At 68.0% G+C, this 24,598-nt stretch carries 26 protein-coding genes, 1 tRNA gene and 3 pseudogenes; 5 read left to right on the forward strand and 25 right to left on the reverse strand.

The features are described 5' to 3' along the window. Window positions 1-16: 16 nt before the first annotated feature. A complete protein-coding gene (locus QTQ03_RS17560) occupies window positions 17-910 on the forward strand; it encodes a metallophosphoesterase (RefSeq protein WP_289279007.1) in 894 nt (297 codons plus the stop codon). A 95-nt stretch (window positions 911-1,005) separates the two neighbouring features. Next, window positions 1,006-1,082: transfer RNA gene (locus QTQ03_RS17565), tRNA-Pro, on the forward strand. A 107-nt stretch (window positions 1,083-1,189) separates the two neighbouring features. On the opposite strand, the gene QTQ03_RS17570 is transcribed toward QTQ03_RS17565, so the two are convergent. The 16 genes and pseudogenes from QTQ03_RS17570 to QTQ03_RS17645 all read right to left on the reverse strand — a co-directional run bounded on the left by QTQ03_RS17570 (window position 1,190) and on the right by QTQ03_RS17645 (window position 14,020). Then, window positions 1,190-2,713: a LacI family DNA-binding transcriptional regulator gene (locus QTQ03_RS17570; protein ID WP_289279008.1), complete on the reverse strand. Its 1,524-nt coding sequence runs from the start codon at window positions 2,711-2,713 to the stop codon at window positions 1,190-1,192. Window positions 2,714-2,778: 65 nt separating this feature from the next. Beyond that, window positions 2,779-3,123, reverse strand: coding sequence for a helix-turn-helix domain-containing protein (locus tag QTQ03_RS17575; protein WP_042919353.1), 345 nt, complete (start codon window positions 3,121-3,123; stop codon window positions 2,779-2,781). Between the two features lie 323 nt (window positions 3,124-3,446). Further along, window positions 3,447-4,733 (reverse strand): DUF3631 domain-containing protein, encoded by a 1,287-nt coding sequence (locus tag QTQ03_RS17580; RefSeq protein ID WP_289279009.1) that lies wholly within the window; start codon window positions 4,731-4,733, stop codon window positions 3,447-3,449. Then, the gene (locus QTQ03_RS17585; protein ID WP_289279010.1) at window positions 4,730-5,557 is read right to left on the reverse strand and encodes a deazapurine DNA modification protein DpdA family protein; all 828 of its coding nucleotides are present in this window, start codon (window positions 5,555-5,557) and stop codon (window positions 4,730-4,732) included. Before QTQ03_RS17585 ends, QTQ03_RS17580 begins: the two co-directional genes overlap by 4 nt. Then, entirely contained in the window at window positions 5,554-6,462 is a 909-nt protein-coding gene (locus QTQ03_RS17590) for a bifunctional DNA primase/polymerase (RefSeq protein ID WP_289280876.1), read from the reverse strand. The genes QTQ03_RS17585 and QTQ03_RS17590 overlap by 4 nt, the downstream gene beginning before the upstream one ends. Before the next feature lie 183 nt (window positions 6,463-6,645). After that, window positions 6,646-6,828 (reverse strand): annotated as a pseudogene (locus QTQ03_RS17595) (DUF2493 domain-containing protein); the annotation flags it as partial. Window positions 6,829-6,926: 98 nt separating this feature from the next. Beyond that, complete coding sequence (locus QTQ03_RS17600) at window positions 6,927-7,178, reverse strand: hypothetical protein (protein ID WP_289279011.1); 252 nt, start codon at window positions 7,176-7,178, stop codon at window positions 6,927-6,929. A gap of 222 nt (window positions 7,179-7,400) precedes the next feature. Then, window positions 7,401-8,759 (reverse strand): FtsK/SpoIIIE domain-containing protein, encoded by a 1,359-nt coding sequence (locus QTQ03_RS17605; protein ID WP_289279012.1) that lies wholly within the window; start codon window positions 8,757-8,759, stop codon window positions 7,401-7,403. Next, window positions 8,759-9,478, reverse strand: a complete 720-nt coding sequence (locus QTQ03_RS17610) for a hypothetical protein (protein WP_289279013.1) — start codon at window positions 9,476-9,478, stop codon at window positions 8,759-8,761. Before QTQ03_RS17610 ends, QTQ03_RS17605 begins: the two co-directional genes overlap by 1 nt. 164 nt (window positions 9,479-9,642) lie before the next feature. After that, complete coding sequence (locus QTQ03_RS17615; RefSeq protein ID WP_289279014.1) at window positions 9,643-9,990, reverse strand: hypothetical protein; 348 nt, start codon at window positions 9,988-9,990, stop codon at window positions 9,643-9,645. A 415-nt stretch (window positions 9,991-10,405) separates the two neighbouring features. Next, complete coding sequence (locus QTQ03_RS17620; protein WP_289279015.1) at window positions 10,406-10,909, reverse strand: Pycsar system effector family protein; 504 nt, start codon at window positions 10,907-10,909, stop codon at window positions 10,406-10,408. Window positions 10,910-11,429: 520 nt separating this feature from the next. Further along, window positions 11,430-11,627: a hypothetical protein gene (locus QTQ03_RS17625; protein ID WP_289279016.1), complete on the reverse strand. Its 198-nt coding sequence runs from the start codon at window positions 11,625-11,627 to the stop codon at window positions 11,430-11,432. A gap of 40 nt (window positions 11,628-11,667) precedes the next feature. After that, window positions 11,668-12,537, reverse strand: a complete 870-nt coding sequence (locus tag QTQ03_RS17630; RefSeq protein WP_289279017.1) for a hypothetical protein — start codon at window positions 12,535-12,537, stop codon at window positions 11,668-11,670. 177 nt (window positions 12,538-12,714) lie between these two features. Beyond that, on the reverse strand, window positions 12,715-13,383 hold the full coding sequence (locus QTQ03_RS17635; RefSeq protein WP_289279018.1) for an NUDIX domain-containing protein: 669 nt from the start codon (window positions 13,381-13,383) through the stop codon (window positions 12,715-12,717). Further along, entirely contained in the window at window positions 13,380-13,754 is a 375-nt protein-coding gene (locus QTQ03_RS17640; protein ID WP_289279019.1) for an RRQRL motif-containing zinc-binding protein, read from the reverse strand. Before QTQ03_RS17640 ends, QTQ03_RS17635 begins: the two co-directional genes overlap by 4 nt. Next, window positions 13,754-14,020, reverse strand: a complete 267-nt coding sequence (locus QTQ03_RS17645) for a DUF6284 family protein (protein WP_289279020.1) — start codon at window positions 14,018-14,020, stop codon at window positions 13,754-13,756. Before QTQ03_RS17645 ends, QTQ03_RS17640 begins: the two co-directional genes overlap by 1 nt. A gap of 730 nt (window positions 14,021-14,750) precedes the next feature. Between QTQ03_RS17645 and QTQ03_RS17650 the strand changes: the two genes are divergently transcribed. Beyond that, complete coding sequence (locus QTQ03_RS17650; RefSeq protein WP_289279021.1) at window positions 14,751-15,515, forward strand: GntR family transcriptional regulator; 765 nt, start codon at window positions 14,751-14,753, stop codon at window positions 15,513-15,515. After that, window positions 15,505-16,260 carry a GNAT family N-acetyltransferase gene (locus QTQ03_RS17655; RefSeq protein ID WP_289279022.1) on the forward strand — a complete coding sequence of 252 codons (756 nt, stop codon included), beginning with the start codon at window positions 15,505-15,507 and terminating at the stop codon, window positions 16,258-16,260. The genes QTQ03_RS17650 and QTQ03_RS17655 overlap by 11 nt, the downstream gene beginning before the upstream one ends. Before the next feature lie 354 nt (window positions 16,261-16,614). Here QTQ03_RS17655 and QTQ03_RS17660 read toward each other — a convergent pair whose 3' ends face one another. The 5 genes and pseudogenes from QTQ03_RS17660 to QTQ03_RS17680 form a co-directional block, all read right to left on the reverse strand. Next, window positions 16,615-18,129 (reverse strand): LacI family DNA-binding transcriptional regulator, encoded by a 1,515-nt coding sequence (locus QTQ03_RS17660; protein WP_289279023.1) that lies wholly within the window; start codon window positions 18,127-18,129, stop codon window positions 16,615-16,617. Between the two features lie 419 nt (window positions 18,130-18,548). Beyond that, a complete protein-coding gene (locus QTQ03_RS17665; RefSeq protein WP_289279024.1) occupies window positions 18,549-18,713 on the reverse strand; it encodes a hypothetical protein in 165 nt (54 codons plus the stop codon). 343 nt (window positions 18,714-19,056) lie between these two features. Then, window positions 19,057-20,628 (reverse strand): hypothetical protein, encoded by a 1,572-nt coding sequence (locus tag QTQ03_RS17670; protein WP_289279025.1) that lies wholly within the window; start codon window positions 20,626-20,628, stop codon window positions 19,057-19,059. Then, window positions 20,625-21,451: pseudogene (locus tag QTQ03_RS17675) on the reverse strand (deazapurine DNA modification protein DpdA family protein). Before QTQ03_RS17675 ends, QTQ03_RS17670 begins: the two are co-directional and overlap by 4 nt. After that, a complete protein-coding gene (locus tag QTQ03_RS17680; protein WP_289279027.1) occupies window positions 21,448-22,434 on the reverse strand; it encodes a bifunctional DNA primase/polymerase in 987 nt (328 codons plus the stop codon). Before QTQ03_RS17680 ends, QTQ03_RS17675 begins: the two are co-directional and overlap by 4 nt. Window positions 22,435-22,548: 114 nt before the next feature. Between QTQ03_RS17680 and QTQ03_RS17685 the strand changes: the two genes are divergently transcribed. After that, window positions 22,549-22,830, forward strand: coding sequence for a hypothetical protein (locus QTQ03_RS17685; RefSeq protein WP_289279028.1), 282 nt, complete (start codon window positions 22,549-22,551; stop codon window positions 22,828-22,830). A gap of 36 nt (window positions 22,831-22,866) precedes the next feature. On the opposite strand, the pseudogene QTQ03_RS17690 reads toward QTQ03_RS17685, so the two are convergent. From QTQ03_RS17690 to QTQ03_RS17705, 4 genes and pseudogenes are all read right to left on the reverse strand, one after another. Further along, window positions 22,867-23,046, reverse strand: a pseudogene (locus QTQ03_RS17690) (DNA (cytosine-5-)-methyltransferase); the annotation flags it as partial. Beyond that, window positions 23,039-23,281, reverse strand: coding sequence for a hypothetical protein (locus QTQ03_RS17695; protein ID WP_502889772.1), 243 nt, complete (start codon window positions 23,279-23,281; stop codon window positions 23,039-23,041). The pseudogene QTQ03_RS17690 and the gene QTQ03_RS17695, both read right to left, overlap by 8 nt. Continuing rightward, entirely contained in the window at window positions 23,281-24,066 is a 786-nt protein-coding gene (locus tag QTQ03_RS17700; RefSeq protein ID WP_289279029.1) for a DUF4326 domain-containing protein, read from the reverse strand. The genes QTQ03_RS17695 and QTQ03_RS17700 overlap by 1 nt, the downstream gene beginning before the upstream one ends. 46 nt (window positions 24,067-24,112) lie before the next feature. Continuing rightward, entirely contained in the window at window positions 24,113-24,562 is a 450-nt protein-coding gene (locus tag QTQ03_RS17705) for a hypothetical protein (protein WP_289279030.1), read from the reverse strand. Between the last annotated feature and the right edge of the window lie 36 nt (window positions 24,563-24,598).

Here is a 24,598-nt window from a genome sequence, read left to right on the forward strand (position 1 = left end):
AACTACCCTGATCGGCATGCGAAAGCGCACCCTATTCCGGCTCTCCGCCGGGACCGCCGCCGTGGGCGCGGCCACCCTGGCGTACGCGTCTCTCGTCGAGCGCAACATGTTCACCCTGCGGCGGTACGACGTGCCGGTGCTGCCACCCGGCGCGGAGTCGCTCCGGGTCCTCCACCTGTCCGACCTGCACATGATGCCCGACCAGCGGCGCAAGCAACGCTGGGTGGCGTCGCTGGCCGGCCTGGACCCCGACCTGGTCGTCGTGACGGGCGACAACATGGCGCACCCCGGTGCGGTCCCCGGAGTGTTACGTGCCCTGCAGCCGCTGCTGGACTACCCGGGCGCGTTCGTGTTCGGCTCCAACGACTACACCGGCCCGGTCTGGCGAAACCCGTTCACCTACTTCCTGCCGGGCCGGGAGTACGCCGAGGGCGTCGGCCTGCCCTACGACGAGCTGCGCGACGTGTTCACCGGCGCCGGCTGGATCGACCTGAACAACGCCCGGACCACGCTCAAAGCGGGCGGTCGGCTCATCGAGCTGGTCGGCGTCGACGACCCACACATCGAGCGCGACGACTACGCCGCGGTCGCCGGCGCGGTCACCCCGGCGGCCGACCTGTCGATCGCGCTCAGCCACTCCCCGGAACCAGCGGTGCTCGACGAGATGGCCGCCGACGGGTTCGGACTGCTACTCGCCGGCCACACCCACGGTGGCCAGGTGTGCGTACCGGGCGTCGGTGCGCTGGTGACCAACTGCGGGCTGCCCCGGTCGATGGCGAAGGGCCTGCACCGCTGGCCCGGCTCGGACTCCTGGCTGCACGTCTCGGCCGGCCTCGGCACCCACCCGACCGCCCCGATCCGCTTTGCCTGCCCGCCGGAGGCGAGCGTCCTCACACTGATCCCGCGCTGAACTCATCGATCTCAAGATCCACTTATGTTCGCCCGGCCCGAGGGGTACCGAGTTTGACCCTCGGGCGGGGTGAGCTAGTATTTGTCGGCACGCCTCGGGGTGTGGCGCAGTTTGGTAGCGCGCTTCGTTCGGGACGAAGAGGTCGTCGGTTCAAATCCGGCCACCCCGACCAGAGTTAGGCCAGCCCAGGGCCGGTCTCCGGAAACGGAGGTCCGGCCCTGGCCCGTCCCCGGGGTCGTTTTGGAGACGATTTTGGAGACGATCTAGCCGATTCGGTGCTCATAGCTCCTGTAGCAGTCGATCGAGCACACCCACCGGCGAACGCGGCGACAGCGCCTTCCGCGCGTGCAGCGCGTCGTTCCATCGCTCCGTCAGGCCGTCGCAGAGCGCCTGACGCATCGCTGCGGTGATGTGCGAGTAGCGCGCCCCCACCGAGCCGTCCGCGTGCCCCATCCGGTCGTCCTTGAGCTTCGTCGGCGTCCCCATCTCGTCCATCTCGGTCTTGTGGGAGTGCCTCAGGCCGTGCGGGGTCAATCCGGCCGCGAGCGGCAGCCAGCATGCATCGGCTCGTGCACTGGAGCCCCGGCCACGCGCAGGCACCCCCGGCCATGGCTCGCTGAGAATCGGCACCGGGCGGGACCGGTTCGGAGCAGCCTGTGGATACCAGCCGGTCGCCGCTGGCTGGAACAGCCAGGTCGCGAATCCGCTACGACGCCAGTGCGGAGCCAACTCACCCGGTGGCAGTCCGCCACGGACGTAGCCGAGTTCGGCGATCGCCCCCGCCACCTTCTTGCGGGTCGATTCGGGAACCGTCTCGGGTCGGTTCAGCACGTTGGACGCTGTTCCGGTCGAGACGCCTGCAAGGCGAGCCACGTCGATCAGCTTCGCGCCGGAAGTCTGCGCGGCTTTGTTCGCCGGTCGATGCCCGCTGAACATGTACGTGCGCCCATGGCACCGGCAGGGTTTCGGGTCGGTGCGCTTGATGTGCTCCGCGATTAGCCGTCCGAAAACTTCCGGCAGGTCGATCGTCCGGTATGAGTCATCCTTCGGTGGGCAACGGATAAACTCCCCCGTATCGAGTTCGTAAAGCTGCCACTCGACACGAATACTCCTCGGGCGCACGTATAGGGTCTCCAGCCCCACTAGCTCTCCCCAGCGCATTCCCGTCGTCCCCTTGGTGACGATTCCAACAAACTCGTCGTCCCGGCCCGATAGGAGGCTCGCGCGCTCCGCGACAAGAATCAGAGTGAGCATATTCGCAATCACCTTCTCCGGCCCACGTGTGCGCGCCCTCCCCGCCCGCTTTCCCCTCCCCCGGCGTTTCGTGGCGGGATTGCTGATCACGATTCCATCAGCGTGCGCGTCTTCACAGATCAAGTGAAGAGTGCCACGCCAGGTCTTGATGCTCGCCTCTGCGTAACCAGTCTTACGTTCCGCCTTTTCCCACAGGTCCACGTCACCTACCGTCATTCCACGCATGAGGGAATCCTCGAACGCGGGCAACAGGTGGTTCTCGATGTGACGTCGGTAGTTTTGCATGGTCGAAGCGGCGAGATCCTGCCGCGCGTACCACGAGCGAGCGTATGCACCGAAGGTCATCCGACGGTCCGCTTCTGCGGTCCGCATTTGCGGAGCCTGGTTCGCGTCGTCCGCTTCCGCGCGATCGGCCGCCCGCTTCGCATCCCGCTTTGTGTCGAAGTGAATCGGCTTTCCGGTAATCTGATCGCGAACGGTTTCCAGCTTCCCCAACGCAGACTTGTAACGTCCGCGCCAGTAGCTACCGGCATTCTCGGCGTATCCCATGCTCATTCACTCCATTTGAGATGCCCCCCGCGCCGCCCGGGTTCCGGACAAGCGCGGGGCGCGTTTCAGGCCGCTTCGGCACTTTGAGAAAGAGCGCGCCGGGCTCGGGGCGGGACTCGGGCGGTAAGAGTGGCGGGCTGAGTCGGGATCCCGCTACGTCGGCTCGTGGTCCGTCCGGTCTTTCGATGAGTGGACCTGACGGACGGCGTAGGCGGCGATCCGGCCGCGCGTCGTTCGAACAACTGCGCGATCTCCGCGAGATGTTCGGGCAGGAACCGATATCCTCCGCCGATCCAACAGAACGGAATGCGGCCACGGCGGGCTTGCTCTTTCACCCACCATTCCGAGCATCTCAGAATCTTGGCCACTTCGGCGGGCAGGTAGAACTCCGGGATGTTGGCCGGGTACATGGTGTCTCCCCATGGGTGTGCTGAGGGGTGCGTGCAGGGATGCCCATGGCGTCATGGAGGGCCGATTCAACGCGATGGCCTTCCGCCATGGGTGAGTAGGTGGTGCCGTGCGAGCCCGTACATCGGCCCGTTGAGAGCGCCGTGGGGCCAAGATCCGGGTTTCCAAGGGGAAAGGTGTAGGCCGGATCGACTGCCTGGCGCTCGGCGGGTCGGGTTTCGGCGTGATTCGGCGGATGCCTCCTTGTGGGCGTCAAGCCGTATCAAGCCGTCCCAGCCGTCCCAGTGCAGGTCAGCCCTGGGACGGCTTGGTGGGCTGGGACGGCTTAAGCCGTCCCACGGGCATCAGTGACCGGTCCTCGGGTGTGGTCCACCGGTGGGGGTATCTCGGTGTTGGGGGTGGGTTGGGACGGCTTAAGCCGTACCACGGGTGCAAGCCGTCCCTGGCTTGAGCTGGGGTGGGACGGCTGGGACGGCTCGGTACGGCTTGCCTCTGTGTCGGGGTCGAGGGGTGGGCAGTAGCGCTGCCAGGCGTCCTGGAAGTCGCCGCGTTGGTATCCCTTGGCCTGGTCAGACAGGAGGTTGTAGGACCTGGCCTGCTCGGGGGTGAAGCGGATGTTGCCGGAGGTAATGTCGTATTCCTTGAGCAGCATTCCGAGGCGCATCGCGGTGAGGCCGGCGCCGTTGCTGTACTCGTCCCAGGGTGCTTCGGGGTCGGCTTTGAGTCGGTCGAGTAGCACAACGGTCGGAAGCGCGTCGGCGGTGCCGAACGCGCGGCGGCAGTCGGTGAGCAGTCGCACCCGGTCGGAGGTGACGCCGTTGCTGTCTCGTTCGGCGGTCAGGGTGAGGGCGGCTTCACGGCCTCGGTCGGGCCAGTCGCCGCCGGCTAGGTCGGCGACGGCTATGAGGGGTTCCCAGGTGTCGGCCGCCCGGTCTTCGAGGGGCATGTCGGGTTCGGCTTTTTCCAGCACGGCGTGGTGGGCGTGAAGCCATTCGGTGAGGTCGTTGGCGAGTTGACGCAGGACTACGCCGTCACGGCGGTGCCGGTAGGGCTTGACCTGTTCACCGGGGGCGCGGCGGCGCATGCGGATGACGACCGCCCGGTCTTCGATGGTGTCGGGCATGGCGCCGATGCCGGCGAGCGCGGCCATGGCGAAGGTGGCGATCTTTTCGACTTTGCGGTTGGTGTTGTCCCACCGGATCGTGGGCCGGTTGCGCTGGTGACCAGCGTTGAGCAGGCCGCGTAGCTCCTCGTTGGCTTCGGCCGCTTTGCCTCCGAAGATCGTGTCGGCTTCGTCGACGAGTAGGGTCGGTGGGTCGTCGGAGCCGATCGATCGGTACACCGCCGCTGTGCTGGCGTTGACGGTGATGAGTGGGTTGGCGCAGGTGCCTTCCACGATGTCGAGCAACCGCGACTTGCCGCAGCGTTTCTCTGGGGCGCGGATGACGAGTCGGGGTGCGTGTGCCCATGCTTGCTGGGCGTGGGTGGCGGCGATCCACAGCACGGTAGCGTCGATCGCTTCGGGTGAGGGGAGCACGACGTACCTGGTCAGTGCGTCGTGTAGGCGGTCAAGGATCGCGGGTCCCTCGATGGTGCGGTGTGGTTGGGTCATGCGGCGGCCTCCAGGTCGTCCAGGGCGGGTTTAGTGCGTGGCGCAGCTGCGGCGAGCACGTTTGTGCGCCATTGCAGGGCGTAGGTGAGGCAGTTGGCGCAGTTGCGGTGTTGGGTGTGGTGACCGGGTAGTGGTGGGCTGCGGCGGGCGTCGACCGACCATGCGAGGGAGTCGGCGGAGGCGAGCAGGTGGCCGTGTTCGGCCAGGCCGAGTGTCTTGAAGCCGAAGCCATGCAGCCGGTGTAGGCCGCGTAGGTGCAGGGCTCGCAGGATGTGGCCGGCGTGGTGGGTGCCTTGCCGGCGACAGACGGAGCCGAGTCCGACTAGCGGCATCGTGGTCAGGTCCAGGCGGATCATTGACCAGTACAGGTCGACGCAGCGCAGGTAGTCGTCGGTGTTCCAGCCCTGCACGACGGGGATGATTGGCAGGTCGGGGGCGAGGTCGCGCAGCTGCGCGTAGTTGGCCACGGTGCGGCGTTGGTGCTCGGTCACGCTGAGGTGGGTGCCGGCGAAGTGTTGACCGCCGACCGTGCCGCCGTTGATGACGATCGGTTCGCACATCCAGTCTTGGGGCGCGGCCCACCGCAGGTGGCCGGTTTCGTCTCGGTAGCGGTGAAGTCGGGCCACGTACTCGATGGGGCTAACCGTCCAGCGGCCGTACTTCTGTAGCTCGGTGAATCCGCCGGAGTCGCACGCCCACGGTGCAGCTGCGCGGGGCAGCGTCTTGTAGGGCCGTAGCCTCCGGTCGGAGACGAACAGTGGCACACCGGCCTTGCCGAGCCAGCCGGGCTGGTGGGTGCCGAGGAAGAACGCCGGGCCGTTCATGCGGCGAGTCCTTCGTCTCGGAAGCCGCCCCGGATGGCGGCGCGGATGTCGCGGTCGGTTTGGTCGGCGTTGCGGCCGGTGGTGGTGAGGGCGGCGATTCCGTCGTCTTTGTTGATGGCGTGGGCAAGGATCATGCGGGCGACGCCTCGGGATGCGCCGTAGAGGGTGGTACGGCGGTGTCCTTCGGGGGCTCGGGCTACCGCGTCAAGGTGCGAGGCGAGTAGCAGGTCGGGATGGGAGATGCCCCCCGCGCTGCGGGTGCTGACCGGTGGGGTTGGTGTGGTGGGGATGGTTGGTGGTGGGGCTGGTTGGCACACCGTGGCCAGCGCGGGGGGCATCTCCTGCACTGGCCCGCGATCAGCCCAGCGGTACGGTCGGCCGGTGCGTTGGTGGATGCTGGGGGGCAGGACGACGTATCCGCCGTCGGTTTTGATGTCGATTCCCGGTACCCCGGGTACTTTCGCGGCCAACGGCGTACCGGGGTGGCGGTAGAACAGGTGCAGCCCATCTGATCCAGTGATCACATATGCGGTGCGGGGCACCAGGCCGTCTGCTACCAGGGTGGCTAGTCCTCGCCGGCCCCCGTTGCGGGGGTCGACGTCCAGCACGACGACATCGGATGCGGTGCCGGTACGCAGGGCGAGTTGCCCTCGGGGCGCGGCGTCGACCATGGCGGTGATGCGGTCGGGGTCGGTGGTGGCGGCGTAGAACCCGTGACAGGTCAGACAAGGACAGGCGTCGCGGTCGTGGCCGTCGTAGCCGCGCTTGTCGTCGCATCGCTCGCACCCCGCCAGGGGCCGTTTTGACCGGGCGAGCATGAACACGGGCCAGCCGTGTGCGGCGTAGTCGATGGCTGCGGTGAGTAGGCTGCGCGCGGGGGGCTTCCTGCTGTGTCGTGCGGCGATGTACTTACTGATGTCGGTGGGTGTGGGGTTGTGCAGGGTGGGGATGTTGGCCTGTTTGGCGAGCGCTGCGCAGCCGGTGGCGCCGCGTGAATTCTTGCGGATGAACGCTAGGCATAGGTCTGGGTGGGTGGCGACCATGGCAGCGTTTCGGTGGGGTCCGGCGGCGTGGCCGGTGGTCCAGTCGGCCGGGTAGGTCTCGACCGGCACGTGGTGGCGGGTGCACCAGGTGTGAGCGATGGCGTCTGCTCCGCGTGGGCATGCTCCGTGTAGGACCGTGATGGGTTCGTGTCGGTGTAGTGCGGAGAGGGCTTGGTTGATAGCGCTCTGGTCTGTCCATGTTCGAGAACCGGTGATCATTACTCGCATCGAAGGGACTTCCTTCCCGGAGCAGGCGTGAGGATGGCCAGCGCCCGGCGGGCGCTGGCCATCCAGTAAGTGAGTGCGCGAAGCGCGTCGTTTCGGGGTTAGGCGGTGCGTCGGTGTTGGCGGGCGGCGTCGAGGTCGATCAGTGCGCCAGGGGCCGGCTCGTGCTGTGGTTGTGGTGGTGTCGTGGTGGGTACGTGGATGCGGGCGTAGGTGCGGAAGCGTCCTGTGTCAGCTCCGGTGAGGGCGACTCGTTGTCCTGGTTGTAGGACATGGCCGATGGCGGCGAGCGCGCGCGCTGCCGCGTCCAGTTCCGGCCGCGTACCGATCAGCCACACTTCAAGATCGGCCATGACACTCCGATCTTGGACGGCAAGGTAGCGGGGTCGCGTCGAGTGGGCGCATGACGAACCTCCGTTACGGAACGTGTAGATGCGTGGGTGTGTGTCGCGTGTCGCGTGGGGGCGCGCGAGGGGGCGGCCAATGCGCGCGGGCGCGCGCGTGCGGGCGCGCGGGCGCGCGTAGGAGCGGCGAAAAGGGGGTCCTGCGCGACAGTGCGCGACACCATGCGACAGTTACGCGGCGTGACTTTCGGGGGTGGTGGTGGGGTGGTAGCGGTAGCCCTTACCGACCGGTGTCCGTCGGGCGGTACCGGCGTCGACCATGGCCCGCAGGATGCGGTGGACGCTGCCTCGGTGGGCGCTGCCCCGTAGCTTTTTGACGCCGCCGGTGATCTCGGTGGCGGTCATGCCGGCCGGTCCGGCCCCGGCGAGGACGGCGGTGATGGCTTCGGTCATGGGTGCGTCGTCGCCGTCAACCGCTGTGCTGGTGTCGTCGGCGGGAAGGTGGGCCAGGGGAAGGGTTGGTAGGTCGGGGAGGTCGGTGTGAGCGGCGGTACGCGCCGCGTCGAGGGCGTCACCGGCCGCCGTGCGGCCCCGGCGCGGGCTGGGCGTGTCGTTGTCGGCCCGGCGAGGCGCTGTCGGGCGCGTGGTGGGTGCCTGGAAGGGGTCGACGCGGCGAGCGGCGTAGGCCTCTCCGGCAGCGGCGCGGGCGACCGGATCGAGTGTCGGCCGGGCGGTGGCGAACGTGTGGGCGAGGCGGTTGACGATCGGCGGTTGGTACAGGGCGTAGGAGCGTACGGGTAGCGGGTCGACGTCGGGGCCGTCTTGGACGTAGAGCAGGCCGGGGACGTTGAACAGGGTCGTGTCCACGGTGTCGAGGTCGACGCCTTGAAGGACGAAGCCGACGTCGGCGCGGCGGTTCATTCGTAGACACAGGTTCGGGTGTAGCTGGGAGCGGAAATCGCCGTCGTCACCCAATGCGGCCACTGTTGGCCGCTGCGTGGTGACCAGAAGTTGCACTCCGGCGGAGCGGCCGGTTTGGGAGATCTGCCGCGCTCGTTCGGTGGCCTGCGCCGCCAGGTCAACCCGGTCCGGGTTGCCCGTTCGGATACCGAACAGCGCGGCAGCCTCATCGATGATGATCGTCAGCAGGGGGTGGTCGGGTGTCGGTACCACCTTGTCGTCACCCCGCCCTCGGGCCGCCTGCGTTGCGAGGACGCGGGATCGGGCGTCGATGATGGCGACCGCTGCGTCGAGCATGGCCACGGCCTCATCGAGCCTGGTGGCGAGCCAGTCGAAGCAGGGCAGCCACGCTGCCTGTCCTTGTCCGGCTTTGGCGACCTCGATCGCCCAGATCACGGTGTCTCCGCACGCGGCCAGACCACAGGTGATCACGTTAAGGGTGTTGGTCTTCCCCGATCCGGACGCGCCGCCCATCAGGGCGTGACGGGCACCGTGAGCGGGGGTCCACAGGTCAAGCAGCATCGGTAGCCGGTCGGCGCGTTCACCAAACGGCAGACCATCGGTGATTCGCCGCTCACCCGGGGTCCACAGGGTCAGCCGGTCCAGCGGGCGGGATGTCGTCGACGTCATCAGGCGGCCTCCGGGTCGCTCAGGTCAAGGGTGGGGGTCGGGTCGTCCCGGTCGGTGGGCAGGTTGGCGACGGCGGGGTGGGCGATGGTGCGGCCGGACTCCCACGGGTCCCGGTCCACGACGTGCAGGCTCACCCGGCGGGCGTTGGTCTTGTCCGGCACGACCGTGACCGAGCCGCGCCGGTACTGGTAGCCGGACTCGATCCGGTCGCGATTCACGTCGCGGGCGGTGTGGTTACCGGGCAGCACCACCGACAACACCCGACCAACCGTGGTGGTCTTCACCCCGGTGAGCTTCGCCCCGGCGATACCGGCCAACTCGGCGACCGAGGTCCAGCGGGCGCGCATCCGGTCCAGGGCGGCTGCCGACCGTAGTGCCGGCCCGCACCACCAGCCGAGCCCAACCAGCGGCCACCCGATCGCCCACACCCCGTACAGCCAGCCGGTACCGGGACGCACCGCGACGGCACCCAGCCAGGCCAGCACCACCACAGCAGCCACGCCCGCGTACACGCGGTCGTACAGGCGGGTCATACCGACTGCTAGCCACGCCAGCAGGCAGGCCGCAGCCACCGCGTACACGCCGGCGAACCAGCCGATCGGCGCGTGCGCCCACATCACCGCGAGTCCCCACCCAGCCAGGGGCAGCGGCACAGCGACGAACAACGGGGTCAGTTGCCACCGCCACCGATACACCGCCCCGCCGACCGCGTAAAGCACCGGATGCCGGTAGGCCCTCGGCCCAACACCGAGGTACAGATCATGCGATTTACGACGCCTCACAACAGATGTCCTCTCACAACAAAAACAGGGATGCAGGGAAAGGGTTGGAGCGGTCGCCTGGTCATAGGGCGACCGCTCCAACGGCGGGAAGAGATGAGGTGTTAGGCGGCCTTCTGGTCCCAGAAGTCCTGGCGGCGAACCTGCCGGACGGCGGTTTCCGCAGCCTCGAACTGCGCCGCGTACAAGCGCCGGAAGGCGAGGCGGGAGCGGGAGAAGGTGCCTGACGCCTCCGCCAGCTGAGCGATCGCGTCGGCGGTCGGCCCGGTCACCCGAGGATCAAGCCTCATAGCGTCCAGCCGTTCCACCCACTGTCCGACGTTCTCGGCCAACGCCAACACAGCGGTAGCCATACCGGCAAGCTGCGCGTCGAGGTCCCACGCTGTGGCCGGGTCCATCTCCCCGACCACACGAGCGGCACGAGACAACGCGGTCGTCTCCTGAGTACCCACAGGGAAAGTCCTTCCAGTAGTGGTAGACGCCGATCGGGTCGGCGTCGAATCGGGTGTCGGGCGCGGGCGAGGCGCCGGCTTGCGTGGCGTTGCCGTCGGCCGGCGGGGTCGCGCCGTCTCACGGGCGCCGGCCCGGTTGTGGCGCTCGATGTGCTGCTCGGCCTCGGCCATCGGCACCGACTGGCCGCAGTAGCCGCACCTGATCACGGTGGCCTCAACCGGCCGGAACCGGCGCCCAGTCCACCGGGCGGCAGCGGCCACCTGCCCCCGACGTCGCCACGCCCACCGGCCGCCCCGAGCAGCCCCCCGGGCCGTCGGGTGCCGCTCCAACCACCGCCGCACCGCGCGGCGGCGTCGGCGTCGGGCATTCGCGGTCGCCTGATCCAACAACGACGACTGCTTGCTCGTGTGCATCTCACCCTCCACGGGTTAGGGCGGCGAGAAGGGTGGTAGCGGCGGTGCCGACCAGCGCGGTCAGCAGCAGATCCACCGCGAGGCGGACGCGCCTGTACTTGCGCAACGCGACGCGAGAAAGCCACACCAGGTAGCGAGCCTCCTGCTCGGCGCTAGTACGCGTCGGGTCGATGGCCTCAGCCAGCAGCTGATACGGGGTAGACACGGCGTAGTGCACCAACCCATGCCCACCGCCCAAACACGGACGGACCGCCACCGCCAACAAGGCGGTAGCCGCACCAGCCAGACAAACCGTGACCATCCCGACCGCCATCACCGCCACCGGTAGGGCGGCGCGGGTCAAACCGGCCCCACCGAGCGTGGCCACCGCACCCGCGATCGCCATCAACACCGCGGCCTTGCTATCCACACGCGTCAACTCGTCGCGTGTCTGCTCGGATCGAGCGAAGAACCAGCCCGGATCAGCCAGGCCGTTGACCGGCGCCGGCTCGAATGCTGGCACCATCACAGATGCCCTCCTCACACGAGGTTTGGGTGTCGGAACCGGCGGCACAGCACGGTTTTCCAGGCCATGGGCTGTGCCGCCGGGCGGGTCGTGCCTGTTGAGCGGGGCCGGTGTTCACCGGCTGACGTGATTGCCGCAGGCGCCGCAGGTCGCGGTAACTCCGGACACGTGGGGCAGGTCAGATTCACGGGGTTCCTCTCCGGCCGCCAGACGGTCTGACAGCCACCGCGCCCCACCGGACCGGCGATGGTCCGGTGGGGACGGAGGCGGTCAGGGCTTAGCGGCGGGTCCGGCGAGCAAGCCGGTCAGCGGCGGACTGACCACGGCTACCGGCGGGAAGTCGGGCCTCGCGGGTGGCGGTTACGGCGACGCTGGGGCAGTAGCCGCAGCGGCCGGTGTTCTTGCAGGTGCAGGCAGGGGGGCGGATACTTTTAGCCATCGGATCGGACTCCTGTCCGTGAAGGGGCCGGCGGCACAGCACAGGTTTCTGAGGCCATGAGGGCTGTGCCGCCGGGTGGGGCTACTGCTCGAAGCGCTGCCAGCCGAGAACAACCGGATTGCGGCAGCCGGAACGGGTCAAGATCTGCGTGACGACCTTGATGTCGGCTCCGCTGCGGATCGGGTGTGTAAGCCGGACTTCCGCGTTGCCGCAGCGCTGGCCGTGGTCGGCGGTGAAGGTAACGAAGTAGCGGATCGTGGGGGTGTCGGCGCGAGCCATGGCAGGGCGCTCCTTCAGAAGCGAAGGCGAACAAAGGGGGTTAGGCGGTGGCGAGTTCGGGTCGCCAGCCGTTGACGAAGCCGGCGACGCGGTAGGCGCGGGCCTTGTCGCCTCGGCCGGACATCACTCGCCGGTGGATCGCGTGACCGGTCGGGTCCGGCTCCAAGACCCCGGTCGTGATGGCGTTCCGGACGTCGGTCAGAAGCGTCCGGTCGTTGGCGGAAAGCTCCACCGCCGCGCTCGGGTCGGCGGCGAGTTTGGGCAGGTTGATGGCATCCGGACGGGCATCCGACAGGGCCTCGATCGCCCGGGCGAAGTGGGCCTGAATCAGGGGCAGGGCCACCGCCGCGCCGAACGCCAACGCCGGAATCGCCATGTGCAGCGCCACCTGGAACAGGTGCTCGGTCAGGCTGTCGTAGCGGTGGCTGATCGTCGGCATCATGTTCATGCCCGCGATCGCGGCCAGCAGCACCCGCTCGATACGCACCAGCGCCGTGTCGTGCATCTGGTGGCCGACAGCGGCCAGGGAACCCCGGGCAATCAGCACACCAACCAGCAGCACGCTAAACGCCGGGTCAACGAGCCACGCCACCACCCACATCGGCGACCACTTCTCGGAGCCGATCGCCGCGAACCGCTGAACGTTGACCATCGTGAAGCCCATGCTGAACAGCAACGCCAACCAGGCCATCGCGGTCCACCGGGCACGCTGACGCATCAACCGAACAGCCCGCACGTCCGGATCGGTCAACAGCCGCCGTAACTGGCGGGCCTCAGCCGCCCGCGCTTGCCACCGCTGCACCCGAGCCGTGTCCCCCGCCAACCGCGCGTGCCGCGCCGCACGCTCACCCTCGACACGCTGCCGGCGGCGACGCTCGGCTCGACCCGGCTGCACCGGGAGTGGTGACACCCGATCAGTGGCATCCTCTCCCGTCGAAGCCGACACGGGCGGGGAAGGCTCTACCGCATCCGGCATGGACTCACCGGGTTGATTACCCTCGATGATCGAGGTAGGCACCAACAGTCCGCCCTGGTGGGTATAGGAGCGACTGTCGAGCGTGGGGGCAGTCATCAGGGGAACCTCCGATCAGTGAGTGAGGGCGTCCGCGATCAGGTCGCGGTGGGCTGCGAATACCTGGCCGCCGTGTAGCACGTCGAGGTGGGTCAGTAGGCAGTCGTAGGTGTCGGCGGGGAGCCAGGCGGCGCGGCGGGCGTCGTCCTGGCCAGTCACGTCGGGTAGGTGGAGCCAGCCGGAACCAAGGTCGATCCGCACGGGGGTGGTGACCATCCACGCTTCATCGCTCGCGCGGGGATCGGACACGTACCGGGCCGGCAGCGTTTCGTAGGGAACCTGCCGCCGGTCAAGCCTCAGCCCGGTTTCCTCGGCAAGCTCACGAAACGCGGCGTCAGTCGGATCTTCGCCCGGGTCGACGTGTCCACCGGGCAACGCCCACCCGAACCCGTCGCCGCGCTCGATCAGCAGCAGACAGCGCACCTCGTCGAGATCTGTGGCGGTGACGATCGCGTCGGAGGCCTGAGCCTCACCCCAGTGTCCGAGGCGGTTACGGCCGTACCGGACGCCGGTCGGCGGGGCCGGCGCGACCGGGCGACCGTCAACGACCACAAAGGGAATCGTTGCTCGGCGCTGCCTGTCGGCCCAGTCGATTTCGATGGGGTCCATGATCGGGTCCGCCCACGCCTCACCAGCGGCGATGCCAGCCAGCACGGACGAATGGGTGAAGGTACGAGGGGTCATGCTGCGTCCTCCATGGGGTAGGCACAGTCGACGCACTCGCCTAGCGAGCGCGGGATGCAGTAGGGCCGGACCGTGCCGCAGGTTGGGCAGGTCCGACGGGCCGTCAACGCCTTGCCGATTGCCACGCGTTGAGCGGGCGTAGCGGTGCGCTTCGGCCGGGCCAGGTCCAGCCGATACAAATGCGCGACGCGAGTACCGCCGACGCCGCGCCACAGAATCTGAGCGGCGACCGGCTGCCCACCAGGCCGAAGACCAGTGGCGCGCAGTTGACGGCGAGTCGCGTAACCCGGCGGCGCACCCCGCCACCACCAGGTCGGAATGCCGTACCGGTCTCCATCCGGATCGTGGAAGGCCGCGCGGATACGAGACATCAGGCCACGCGATCCGGGCTAGTGGCATGACAGCGGGGCCTGACAGCACGAGCGGCCAGCACCGTGCAGGCAGCCCGCAACCGCTCCCGCCGCGCTCGGCGCACCATCTGCCGAGTCACCTCGTTAAGACCGACGGCCAGGACGGTAATCTGCGCGTCAAGCCACTCCACCTCGGCCTCAATCAGCGGCACCTCCGCCTCAATCTCGGCCAGCTCAGCCATGCTCGGCCCCTCAAGGCCATCCAGATAATGCAGGTCAACGCTCACTTGCGGTTCCTCCGACGCTTGCCCGCCGCGCTCCGGCGACGGGGAACACAGGTAGACGGCCGGCATTGCCGACACAGCGGCTGGTCCGGCGCCAGCGGAGCGATCTCGCCGCAGCTGTGGCACTCCCGCCAACAGGCGCTACCGGAGATCGTGAGACGGACGGAAGCGGCAGTAGAGGCCATGTCGGTGTCCTCTTTCGCAGGTCGGACCCGACCCAACGGGCGTACCGTGGAGTCGGGTCATGTCTAGGAACTGGTGTGACCACCAAGGGCGGCGGTGAATCACCACCGCACCCGCCGGCCGACCCCCGATAGGGGGCCGGGGTTGCCCCTGGTCGGTGATGCAACACCGACCAGGGGCCAGCAACGCCAGACAGGCGCCACGATGTACATCGACCGCTATGGGCCGCTTACTGCTGGCACCTTCCGCATGTCGCTTCCCAGCGATCCCGGGTCGGATGCCTGACCGTTCGTTACTGCGCAGCCGGTCAACACTGCCTCTGTGGAGTTGTCAAAGATCAACCGAACCCGGCGTCTCACGGGCGTACGGCAACGCGTGCCGCCGTTCCCCGAGCCATCCGGCCGGCTGGCAACTCGCCGGCCCTGAGGTCCTTGAGTTGCTTGAGGCCCAAGGTGCCACAAGCTAACCGGACAGTCAAGCCCCAAGGTGCCTCTTGTGCCCCAAGGGGCACCCTGTTGCACTTGCAGCCCTGATCAAGGACAGTGGACAGGTGGACACGAAGCCGCGATATGAGCAGGTGGCGCTGAGTCTTCGCGCTCGGCTCTCCTCCGGAGAGCTGCGCCCAGGAGACCGCTTACCGTCCGAAAACCAACTCAGTGCAGAGACGGGTGTGAGCCGGGACGTAGCACGGAAGGCACTTCAACTGCTGGTCAATGAGGGCTTGATCGAATCCCTCGGCCGCCAACAGGGGTACCGGGTACGCGATGTTCAGCCGTTGACCTACCACGCGACCCGTTCCGAGCTCGCAAGCCGGCGACGTGGCGCAACAGCCGACATCTGGATGACAGACGTGATGGAGGCGGGGCGGCGGCCCGCGATTGCGCTCAGCGTCTACATGGACAAGCCGTCCAGCGAGGTCGCCGACCTGCTCGGCGTTAAACCGAATCAACAGGTTGCCGTTCGTCGTCGCCTACGGCTTGTCGATGATCAAGCATACGCTATTTCCGTTGCCCACTTCCCTAAGTGGGCGGTCGAAAAGGTACCAAGCCTCGCCAATCCCGCCGATCTGCAACCAGGTCCAGCGGCGCTCCTTTCGGAGGCAGGACATGAGCCGGTAAGAATCATGGACCGAATTCGGCTCAGAATGCCGACGCCCGATGAGCGGGACATTCTGCGGATACCCCCCGGGGTGCCTGTCGCGGAACACGTCCGTGCGCCCTACGACGAACACGGAACGGCAGTCAGGGTAACCGTCACCGTTCTGCCCGGCGACCGCTGGACCCTAGAGTACGAGGTGAGCCCTCGTGATATCTGACCTGCAAATCACGCAAGCCCAGGATCACGACCTACCCGATGTCTTAGCCGTTCTTGACGATGCGGCGGGATGGCTACAGGGACAGGGTATCGACCAGTGGCCGACTTCGTTCAGCCGCGATGCGACGTGGCGTACTGACCGCATCCGCGCCTACATCAGGCAGGGCCTCACGTATCTCGTCAAGGACCAGGATGGCACGGTGTTGGCGACTTTCACCCTAACGGCTGGCGCTGATCCTCAGTTCGCCCACGGGTGGCCCGATGGACCTGACGCCGGGGGCTACGTCTTTCGTATGGCGGTTCATCGCTCTGTCGCCGGCAGGAAAATCGGCTCCCAGATCCTTGATTGGGCTGGCCGCGAAGTCGGCAAGTGGGGCCGAAAATGGTTGCGCGTTGATATTCACAGGCACAATCCGGAGTTGCAGAGGTACTACGAACGCCACGGTTTCGTGAAGGTGGCGGAGGTGACGGCCCCTGACCTTTCGACTCCTGGTCGAATTCGTGGCTCCGGTACGCTCATGCAGCGTCCAGCCGAAATCGGGGAGGTAGACGTGACGAATCGATACGACTCACACGGAACCGCTGCGGCACTCATCGAAGCCGCAACCATGATTATGCAACTCCGGAATAACCCACCTCCACCGGTCGACAATCCATGGAACACGGCACTTGAACAGGCTGCGAGGTTACTGGAGACGGAAGCTAGCCGGATCAAGCAGGCGGGCGGTATGTACCACCGGACGTAGGGCTCGGATGGCTAACGGCGGAGTCTGCGGGAGGTGCCCCGCTCGGTTGCCTGCCTGGGCCACTGGAGACAGTCTTGGAGACAACCCACCCCAGAAAGCCCCCGCGCGCTAACGACTTCCGACGCGTTCCAAGCCCCTGACCGGCAGGTATAGAAGGCGCCCCAGGTCCGAAGGACCCCAAGATCCTCATTCGGGACGAAGAGGTCGTCGGTTCAAATCCGGCCACCCCGACCAGAGTAAGTGCAGCTCAGGGCCGGTTTTCTTTGCGGGAAGCTGGCCCTGAGTCGTCTCCCAGAGTGCCCGTGGGGAGAAACTCGGGAGACGATCATGGGAAAAACCTGCCTCCCGGCCGATCTACACCCGCGCCTTCAACAGCCGGTCAAGCGCTGCCACGGGCGAGCCCGGGGCCATCTCCCGGCGGGCTGCAAGCGACGCATCCCACTGGCCGGTGAGCGCCGTCACAAGCCGCTGACGCATCTCCGGCGTGACGTGCGAGTAGCGAGCCTGCACCGACCCATCCTCATGCCCCATCCGCTCGTCCATGAGCTTCGGAGGGGTACCCAGCTCGACCATGACCGTCTTGTGGGTGTGCCTGAGGCCATGTGGCGTCAGGCGGGGTGCGATCGGCAGCCAACATGAGTCAGCGCGACCGGTGGCGTTCCGGCCGCGTACCGGCACGCCGGGCCAGGGGTCCGCGAGCACTGGCACCGGGCGAGCATCCTGCGGGGCCTTCTTCGCATACCACCCGGTAGCCGCCGGGCGGAACAACCATGTCGTGAAGCTGTTGCGCCGCCAGTGCGCGGCCAACTCTCCCGATGAGCCGCCGCCCCGCATATAGCCCAATTCCTCGGCCGCAATCTCGACCTTGGCTCGCGTTGTCTCCGGCACCTTCTCCGGGTGGTTCAGGACAGTAGAGGCGGTGCCGATCGACACGCCAGCACGGCGAGCCACATCCGCGAGCTTTGGCCCTGGCCGCTGCGGCGCACCGTTGGCGGACCGATAGCCGCGAAAGACGTACTTGAGCCCATGGCACGGGCAGGGCTTCGGTTGCGTGCGGGCGATGTGCTCGGACACCAAGCCGAAAAGCCACGCGGGCAAGTCAAGCGTGCGGTGGGAATCGTCCTTGGGCGGGCAGCGGTGAAACTCTCCCGTGTCGAGTTCGTATTGCTGCCATTCCACCCTTAGCCCGCTCGAACGGACGTATTGGGTTTCTAGCCCTACAAGCTCACCCCACCGCATTCCCGTATAGCCCTTGAGAACAACCGCGGCGAATTCATCATCGCGGCCCGACAGGAGTGCCGCCCGCTCGGCAAGCAGCAGAATGCCAAGCGAGTTGGTAACTGCTTTCTCGGGACCGCGATTGCGAGAGCGGCCCGCTCGTTTACCTCTGCCACGACGGCGCGTGGCCGGGTTAGCGTCGCGCAACCCTTCGTCTACCGCGTCGGCAAGAATGAGATGGAGGGTTGCGCGCCAGGTCTTGATACTCGACTCGGCATAGCCGAGCGCTCTTTCCTCCTTTTCCCAGGTCCCAACGTCGGTAGCCGTGATATCGGCAATGACGGCGTGCTCGAACGCGGGTAGTAGGTGCTCCTCAATGTGGCGCTTGTAGTTCTGCAAGGTGGATGCGGCCAGGTCTTGAGCCGCGTACCACCGGCTCACGTACTGCCCGAAGGTCGTCCGGCTCTCGGCCGGGTCGCGGCGTCGGCCGGCGCGCACCTTCGCTTCTTCATCATTGGCCGCGCGCTCAGCCTCCCGCTTGGTGCGGAAGCGGATGGTTTCACCATCGTCATCACTGATGGTGCCATACTTTCCGCGCTCGATTTTGTACCGGCCGCGCCAGTAGTCTCCACGCTTTTCGGCGTACCCCAAATCGATTTCCTTCCGTATACAGCGGTGCCGCCCGGCGAAGTGCCGGGCGGCACCAGACGTGGGCTAGGCCGCGATTGACGTTTGCCCGTCCGCGTTGCGCGCCCGCCGGGGCCGGCGCGCTTTGAGTTGAAGTGCCGGCTCCGCTCTTTCTGATCGGCCAGGGCGCGATGCAGAAGTCTCGCGGCGGGGCGGGGTGGCGCTAGCCGGCCGCCTCTCGAACAGGCGAACTATCTCCGTGATGTGTTCGTTCGTGAAGCGGTAGCTTCCGCCGATCCAACTGAAGGGAATGCGGCTCTGTCGCGCTTGCTCCTTCACCCACCATTCGGAACAGCGGAGAATTTTGGCGACGTCTGCCGGTCGATGCAGCGGCCCGGGGTGGCCGGACGGATCGTCGCGGCGAAGCTTCAAGTCATGGGGCTTCACTGGCGAGCCTCCTCACGATCACGGGGTACGGCGTCGATGTAGATGCGGTGCCAGGTGGACGGGGGCCGGTCGGGGTAGGACCGGCTGACGCGCTGGATGGTGAGCACGTGGGCGAGTGCGGTGAGGGTGGCGGCGGTTTCGGTGGGGGCGGAGCAGCGCAAGGCAGCACGGGATGCCGCCGCGCGGCCGGCGTCGTAGTCGGTCCGCGCGCCGCGGTTCAGCGTTTCTCGTTTGCGAGGGAGGCTGAACCATCTCCGCAACTCCGCAACTCCGCAAAGGTGGCTGTGAGCTGCGAAAACGGTTGCGGAGTTTGGTGGCCGGTGGTGGTGACCATCTCCGCAACTGCCGGTGCAACTCCGCACGATCGTGCGGAGTTGCGGAGTTGGGTTTGTTCTATGGGTTGGATCTCCGCAGGGCGTTTCCCCTGGTGGTTCGGGGTTTGTGCGGAGTTGCGGAGTTGCGGAGTTGCGGAGTTGCGGAGTTGCGGAGATGGTTCAGCGGGTTTCATCGGTCGTCTCTCTTGACCCAGAACAGGCCCCGGTCGCCGCGTTCGGTTTTGCCGGCGCGTAGGACGTAGTTGCCGCGGTACCGCCCGGCCTGTCCGGTCAGGAGTTTGCCGAGGTGCAGGGGGTTGGGTAGGCGGCCGGATTCGGTGGTGATGAACTGCCCGTCCCAGGGGTCGTGTACGTCGCTGCCGAAGTGGGTCGGTTCGGCGTCGCGGCGAAGTTCGGCGGCGGTCATCGGTCGGTCGCCGTGGCGTTCGTGCCAGGTGGCGAGGAATGCCCCCCAGCGTTGTTCGCCTTGGTCGATCTCGCGGACGTCGGCGGCGTTGGTCAGGAATCCGTCGATGTCGTGGTGGGCGAGGAACCCGCCGAGGTACTGCGCCCACGGCGTGAACTGCCGCATCGTCACACCCGTCACGCGCGGGGCTCCCTGGCGGGTCCAGTCGAGCACGAGCACTAGCAGGTGCCACAGGACGATGAGTTGGTTCGCGGGGACGGTGATCCACTGGTCGAGATGGGGGATGCCGAATCCGGACTGGTCGCGGAGTTCGGGACGGGGCATGTCGGGGTCGAGATGCACCCGCACGGTGCGGGAAGCCATGTCGCCTCCGACTTGCAGGTTGTTACCGGTGGCCATCCATAGCCGGTCGTTGACGCTGGCGATGTTGCGCGACGCGCCCAACTGGCGGTCGGACCACTCTCCGGCGGTGACGAGCAGCGCGAGGGTGGGCGAGTCGATGACGGTGCCTTCGGCGAGGTTGTCCCAGATGACCACGCCGACCTGTTCGGCGAATACGGCGGTGATGGACTTGCGCAACTCTTCGTCGGAGTAGGCCCAGGGCATGACGCGCTGGCCGTAGAGCATGCCGGGGCCGGCGGTGAGGATCGACTTGCCGGATGAGGGCATGGTGGCGTCGATGAGCGCGAACGGGGTCAGGGATCGGGTGAAGTGTCGCAGGATCGGCGTGGCCAACAGGGCGATGTAGTTGGCCCGGTCGGCGGCGCTGGTCCAGGGAAAGTCGCGTAGGAATCGGCCGAGCAGGAACCGCCGCGCCTTGGCCACCTGCTCCGGGGTGGGCGCGTCCGGCACGGTCGGCAGCGCGACCTTGGAGGCGAGGTAGAAGCCGGTGGCGGGATCGTAGCCCGGCTGTTGCAGCAGGGTGCCGTCACGGCGCAGAACCGGAGCGCCGATGATTCCGCGCAGGCCAGGCACGTTTGGCCATGTCTTGCCGGCCAGCACGGACGCCAGTACCTCTCGGGAAGGGGTGGCTTCTTCCTCGTAGGTGGTGGGGTTGCCCTGCTCGTCCTTGCGGGACTTGATCCGGTAGACGTCGGCGTGTTCGGCGAGCAGCCCCGCGAGGCTGGCGGGTGTGATGGTGCTCGCCGACACCGGCAGCGGGGAGTTCTCGTCGGCGGCGGCGGCGACGCCGCCGGAGATGGCTTCCATGTGCACGAGCGTGCCGCCGGAGACGTAGGTGTTGGGCAGCAGTCCGTCTACCAGGGCGGATTTGAGCGCGCGGATGCTCTCGGGTCCGGTGCCGATCTTCACGGGTGGTTTTTCTCGTTCGGTCATGCTGCCTCCTTCCGTGGATGGGTGTTGGGCCGCGCGGCTGCGAGCACGCTTGTTCGCCAGCGCAGGGCGTAGGGCAGGCAGTTGGCGCAGTTGCGGTGTCGTCCGGCCTGGACGCATTCGGCGAGTGCGGGTCGGCGGAGTTTGCGGGCCTCGACGGACCAGGCCATCGAGTCGGCGGAGGTGAGGAGGTGGCCGTATTCGGCCAGCCCGAGGGTTTTGAAGCCGAAGCCGTGTAGCCGCCGCATGCCGCACCCGTGCAGCCCGGTCAGGATCGGCGCGGCGGCGCGGGTGCCTTGTCGTCGGCAGACGGAGCCGATCCCGACCAGCGGCATCGTGGTCAGGTCGACGCGGAGCATCGTCCAGTACAGGTCGACGCAGCGTAGGTAGTCGTCGGCTTCCCAGCCCTGTACGACGGGGATGATGGGCAGGTCGGGGGCGCGCTCGCGTAGCTGCGCGTAGTTGGCGACGGTGCGGCGCTGATGCTCGGCGACGGTGAGGTGGGTGCCGGCGAACCGCTGCCCGGCGGCGGTGCCGCCGTTGATGACGATCGGTTCGCACATCCAGTCCTGCGGGGCGGCCCACAGCATCAGCCCTGTCTCGTCTCGGTAGCGGCGTAGCCGGGTGATGTAGTCGGTGGGGGTGACGGTCCACCGGCCGTACTGCTGGAGCTCGGTGAACCCGCCGGAGTCGCACGCCCACGCCGCAGCCGCGCGGGGCAGGGTTTGTACACCCGTAGCCGCCGGTCGGACACGAACAAGGGCACACCGGCCTGTGCCAGCCATCCGGGCTGATGGGTGCCCAGCAGGAACAGCGGCCCGCTCATGCGGCCCGCCCTGCGGCGGTCAGGTGGCGGGGGTGGCGTGCGCCGGCACGCAGGCCGGATGCGATCGTGCGGGCGACCTCCCGCGCTGACAGCCCGGTCGACAGCGCGGCCGGTTCCAACGCGGCGTACACGTCGTCCTCGGTGAGCGCACCCCCGGTGGCGAGTTCACCGAGTACCGCCGCGCTGATGAACAGCACATTGTTCCGCTCCCCCTCGGGCGCGGAGGTGAGGTGGTCGACCTGCCGGCGGATCGCCGCGGCGACGTACCGGCCGTACCGGTCCGCCGGCAGCGCCACCGCGGCAGGCCGGTAGGCGGGCCGCGTGACTGGGGTGAGCAGCGACGCGAGCCATCCGGGCAGCGGGCAGGGGTCGCAGTCCAGGGCGATGGTGTAGGGGCGGGCGTTGACGGTCGATCCGGCGGCGACGACGTAGCCGCCGTGGGCGCGGGTGTCGACCTTCCAGCCGATGCCGCCGCGTTCTCCGGTGGTGTTGCGCAGCTTCGGTCCGGTGTCGGGGTGCTGGTAGAACAGGTGGCTTCCGCCCCGGCCGGTGGTCTGCGTGTAGGTGGCGTCGATGGTGCCGCCGTGCCGGGCGGCCAGGGCGGCGAGTACGTCCACCCCGTCCCGCATGCCGGCCCATTCCGGGGGCGGGGTGTCGCCGGGATGTTTGGGCACGTCCAGGTCGACCACCAGCAGCCCGGACGGGCCGCACGCGATCCCGACCCCGTACGGGCGGTGCGACCAGGCGCGGCGGATACGGTCGGGGTCGGTGGTGGCGCGTTCCTCCCACCCCACATGCCGGCCCGCAGCCTTGCAGCGCGGGTCGGCGCGGTCGCACTTCTCGGCGGTGCACCGGTTCGGGAACGCGGGCCGTTTCGCCTCATCCTCGTCCGCGTGCGGGTGGTCGGGACGCAGGGGAAACACGTGCCAGCCGCGCGCCGCACAGGCGAGCGCGGCGGCCAGCAACACGGAAGCCTCAGGCATGACGTGACGGTCCTTCCAGGGCGCAGGCGAAGGGTGGCCAGCGCCGTTCGGGCGCTGGCCACCAGGTGGTGAGCGCGCGTAGCGCGCCGGTCAGGTGTTTCGGGGTTATCCGGGGTGCTGCCGGTGGTGGGCGGCGATCAGGCGGCCGACGACTTCGGCGACGTGGGGGACGACGGCGTTGCCGAGGGCTCGGACGCGGGCAGGCTCCAACCGGTCGGGAAGCCCATCAGCCACTCGACGGCTTCCCCGCTCGGCCTCCATGAGCCCGTTTTCTGGATGACCCCACGCACCCGCTCGGTCACCGACGGGCGCATGCGCCGACCGGTGCCGCCGTCGGGGTTCGCGCGGATCGGCCAGCCGGAGCGGCCCATGCTCGCCGTGGGGGTGGGCCAGTAGGAACAGGCGTTCCCGCACGTGTGGTGCACCCACGGCGCACGCGGAAAGCACGCTCCATCGCGCATCGAACCCGAGCGTGGCTAGGTCACCGAGCAGCCACCCGAAAGCGACTCGATCGCGAAGGAGAGCTGCGACGTTTTCCACGAGCACGTATCGGGGTCGTACCTGGCGTACCACGTCGAGGAACCAGGGCCATCCCCACCGGTGGTCAGCGATCCCACGGCGGCGGCCCGCCGTGGAGAACGGGGGTGACGTTCAGACGTAGGTAGAGCCGGGCGCGGCCCGCGTCGGCACCGGTGAGCGGTCGGTGCGGGCCGCGCCACGCGAGGTGGCCGGTGGTGGTCAGGGCGCGGGCGGCGGCGTCGAGGTCGGCGGGGGTGCCGGTCAGCCGGACTTCGAGGCCGGACAGCGGGGTGTCGCGTTTTGAGGGCCGGTCGGCGTAGCCGGGCATCAGGCGGCCTGCGTTGTCGAGACGACGGCGCAGATGTCGGGCTGGTCTTCGGTGATGTGGGTGCGGTCGTAGTCGTCGGCGCAGGCGTGCAGGGTGTCGAGGACATCGGTCAGGGTTTGGGCGGTGTGGTTGTTCCAGTTGGAGACGATTTCGGTGTCGGAGCAGCAGAGCGCGCCCATGTAGTCGCCTTCGGGGACGCGGCCGTCCTGCCACAGGAAATAGGTCAGGCAGTGGATGGTGTCGTCTCGTAGGGCGGCGGTGTCGGGGTCGCTGTTTCGCCGGTCGGTGATGGTGGCGGGGTAGCCGTAGACGGCGATGGTGATGGCGTCCAGGGTGCGGGACGGTGGATATGAGGTGTGCTCGTCGGGGGTGTTTCGGGTCCAGCCGTGGAGTTCGAGGTAGCGGGCGGCGTGGCGCAGGATGGTGGCCGGGGTCAGGTCGGCCGGCATGTCGGGTCGGGGCCGGATCGGGTCAAGCGGGGCGGTGGTCACGTCGTTCTCCTTCGGCGGGTTGGCGATCGTGAGGAGCACGTCGGCGTGGCAGGGCTTATCCAGGGGGCACCAGCAGGCCAGGTTCTTGCCGGCCAGTTCGGCGCGGGCGGCGCCTGCGTAGTCGGGGTGCTCGGCGACCCAGAGACGGAACAGGCGGACGGCGCCGGTCCTGCTTGCGGAGGTGGCGTCGGCGCCGAAACGGTTCCCCCACTTGGTGGGCCGCCCGACGTAGACGGTGTTGGGGGGCATGCGCCATCCGGCGGTGCGGCGGCGTTGGATGCGGTGAGGGTTCATCGTGGGGTTCCCCTGTCGTGAGGTTGTTGCGGGCGACGTGGCGGTGCTACCCGTGGTAGCGCCGGTCGGTGTCGTCGGCGGATTCGCGCAGCGCGTCGGCGTGGGTGTTCGGGGTGAATGGGCGGGCCGGGCGGGCGGCGGGCGCGGTGGGGGCGGTGTGGGTGGCGCGGCGGTAGGTGTTCATGACGGCCCGTCCCCACCGCATCCGCACGCCCTTGCCTCGGCAGGGGCGGCAGGCGCGGGTGCGGCGGGTGCGGTGGTGTCCGCTGCCTTTGCATCGCAGGCAGGGTGAGTAGGGGGTGCGGGAGCACTGTTGGCGGTAGATCAGCGCGCCGATCGCTGTGGTCGTGAGGCCCCACCAGGGGTGCCCGAACCCGACCGTGAGGCTACCGACAGTGATCAATGTTAGTCCGGGTGTGGTGCGGGCGGTGATCCAGAGCAGGGCGGCGAGCAGGACGAACATTGCCCATAGCGGGTGTCGGGTGGGGGTGGTCACCGGGGCCTCCAGGGCGGTTTTTGGGTGTGCGCCGCC

This window comes from Micromonospora sp. WMMA1363, from assembly GCF_030345795.1.
GTDB lineage: Bacteria > Actinomycetota > Actinomycetes > Mycobacteriales > Micromonosporaceae > Micromonospora.

Coding starts and splice junctions, on each gene's coding strand:
- QTQ03_RS17560 (WP_289279007.1), top strand. CDS start 17: ATGCGAAAGCGCACCCTATTCCGGCTCTCCGCCGGGACCGCCGCCGTG.
- QTQ03_RS17570 (WP_289279008.1), bottom strand. CDS start 2,713: ATGGGATACGCCGAGAATGCCGGTAGCTACTGGCGCGGACGTTACAAG.
- QTQ03_RS17575 (WP_042919353.1), bottom strand. CDS start 3,123: ATGTACCCGGCCAACATCCCGGAGTTCTACCTGCCCGCCGAAGTGGCC.
- QTQ03_RS17580 (WP_289279009.1), bottom strand. CDS start 4,733: ATGACCCAACCACACCGCACCATCGAGGGACCCGCGATCCTTGACCGC.
- QTQ03_RS17585 (WP_289279010.1), bottom strand. CDS start 5,557: ATGAACGGCCCGGCGTTCTTCCTCGGCACCCACCAGCCCGGCTGGCTC.
- QTQ03_RS17600 (WP_289279011.1), bottom strand. CDS start 7,178: ATGGCCGATCTTGAAGTGTGGCTGATCGGTACGCGGCCGGAACTGGAC.
- QTQ03_RS17605 (WP_289279012.1), bottom strand. CDS start 8,759: ATGACGTCGACGACATCCCGCCCGCTGGACCGGCTGACCCTGTGGACC.
- QTQ03_RS17620 (WP_289279015.1), bottom strand. CDS start 10,909: ATGGTGCCAGCATTCGAGCCGGCGCCGGTCAACGGCCTGGCTGATCCG.
- QTQ03_RS17625 (WP_289279016.1), bottom strand. CDS start 11,627: ATGGCTCGCGCCGACACCCCCACGATCCGCTACTTCGTTACCTTCACC.
- QTQ03_RS17635 (WP_289279018.1), bottom strand. CDS start 13,383: ATGACCCCTCGTACCTTCACCCATTCGTCCGTGCTGGCTGGCATCGCC.
- QTQ03_RS17640 (WP_289279019.1), bottom strand. CDS start 13,754: ATGTCTCGTATCCGCGCGGCCTTCCACGATCCGGATGGAGACCGGTAC.
- QTQ03_RS17670 (WP_289279025.1), bottom strand. CDS start 20,628: ATGACCGAACGAGAAAAACCACCCGTGAAGATCGGCACCGGACCCGAG.
- QTQ03_RS17680 (WP_289279027.1), bottom strand. CDS start 22,434: ATGCCTGAGGCTTCCGTGTTGCTGGCCGCCGCGCTCGCCTGTGCGGCG.
- QTQ03_RS17695 (WP_502889772.1), bottom strand. CDS start 23,281: ATGCCCGGCTACGCCGACCGGCCCTCAAAACGCGACACCCCGCTGTCC.
- QTQ03_RS17700 (WP_289279029.1), bottom strand. CDS start 24,066: ATGAACCCTCACCGCATCCAACGCCGCCGCACCGCCGGATGGCGCATG.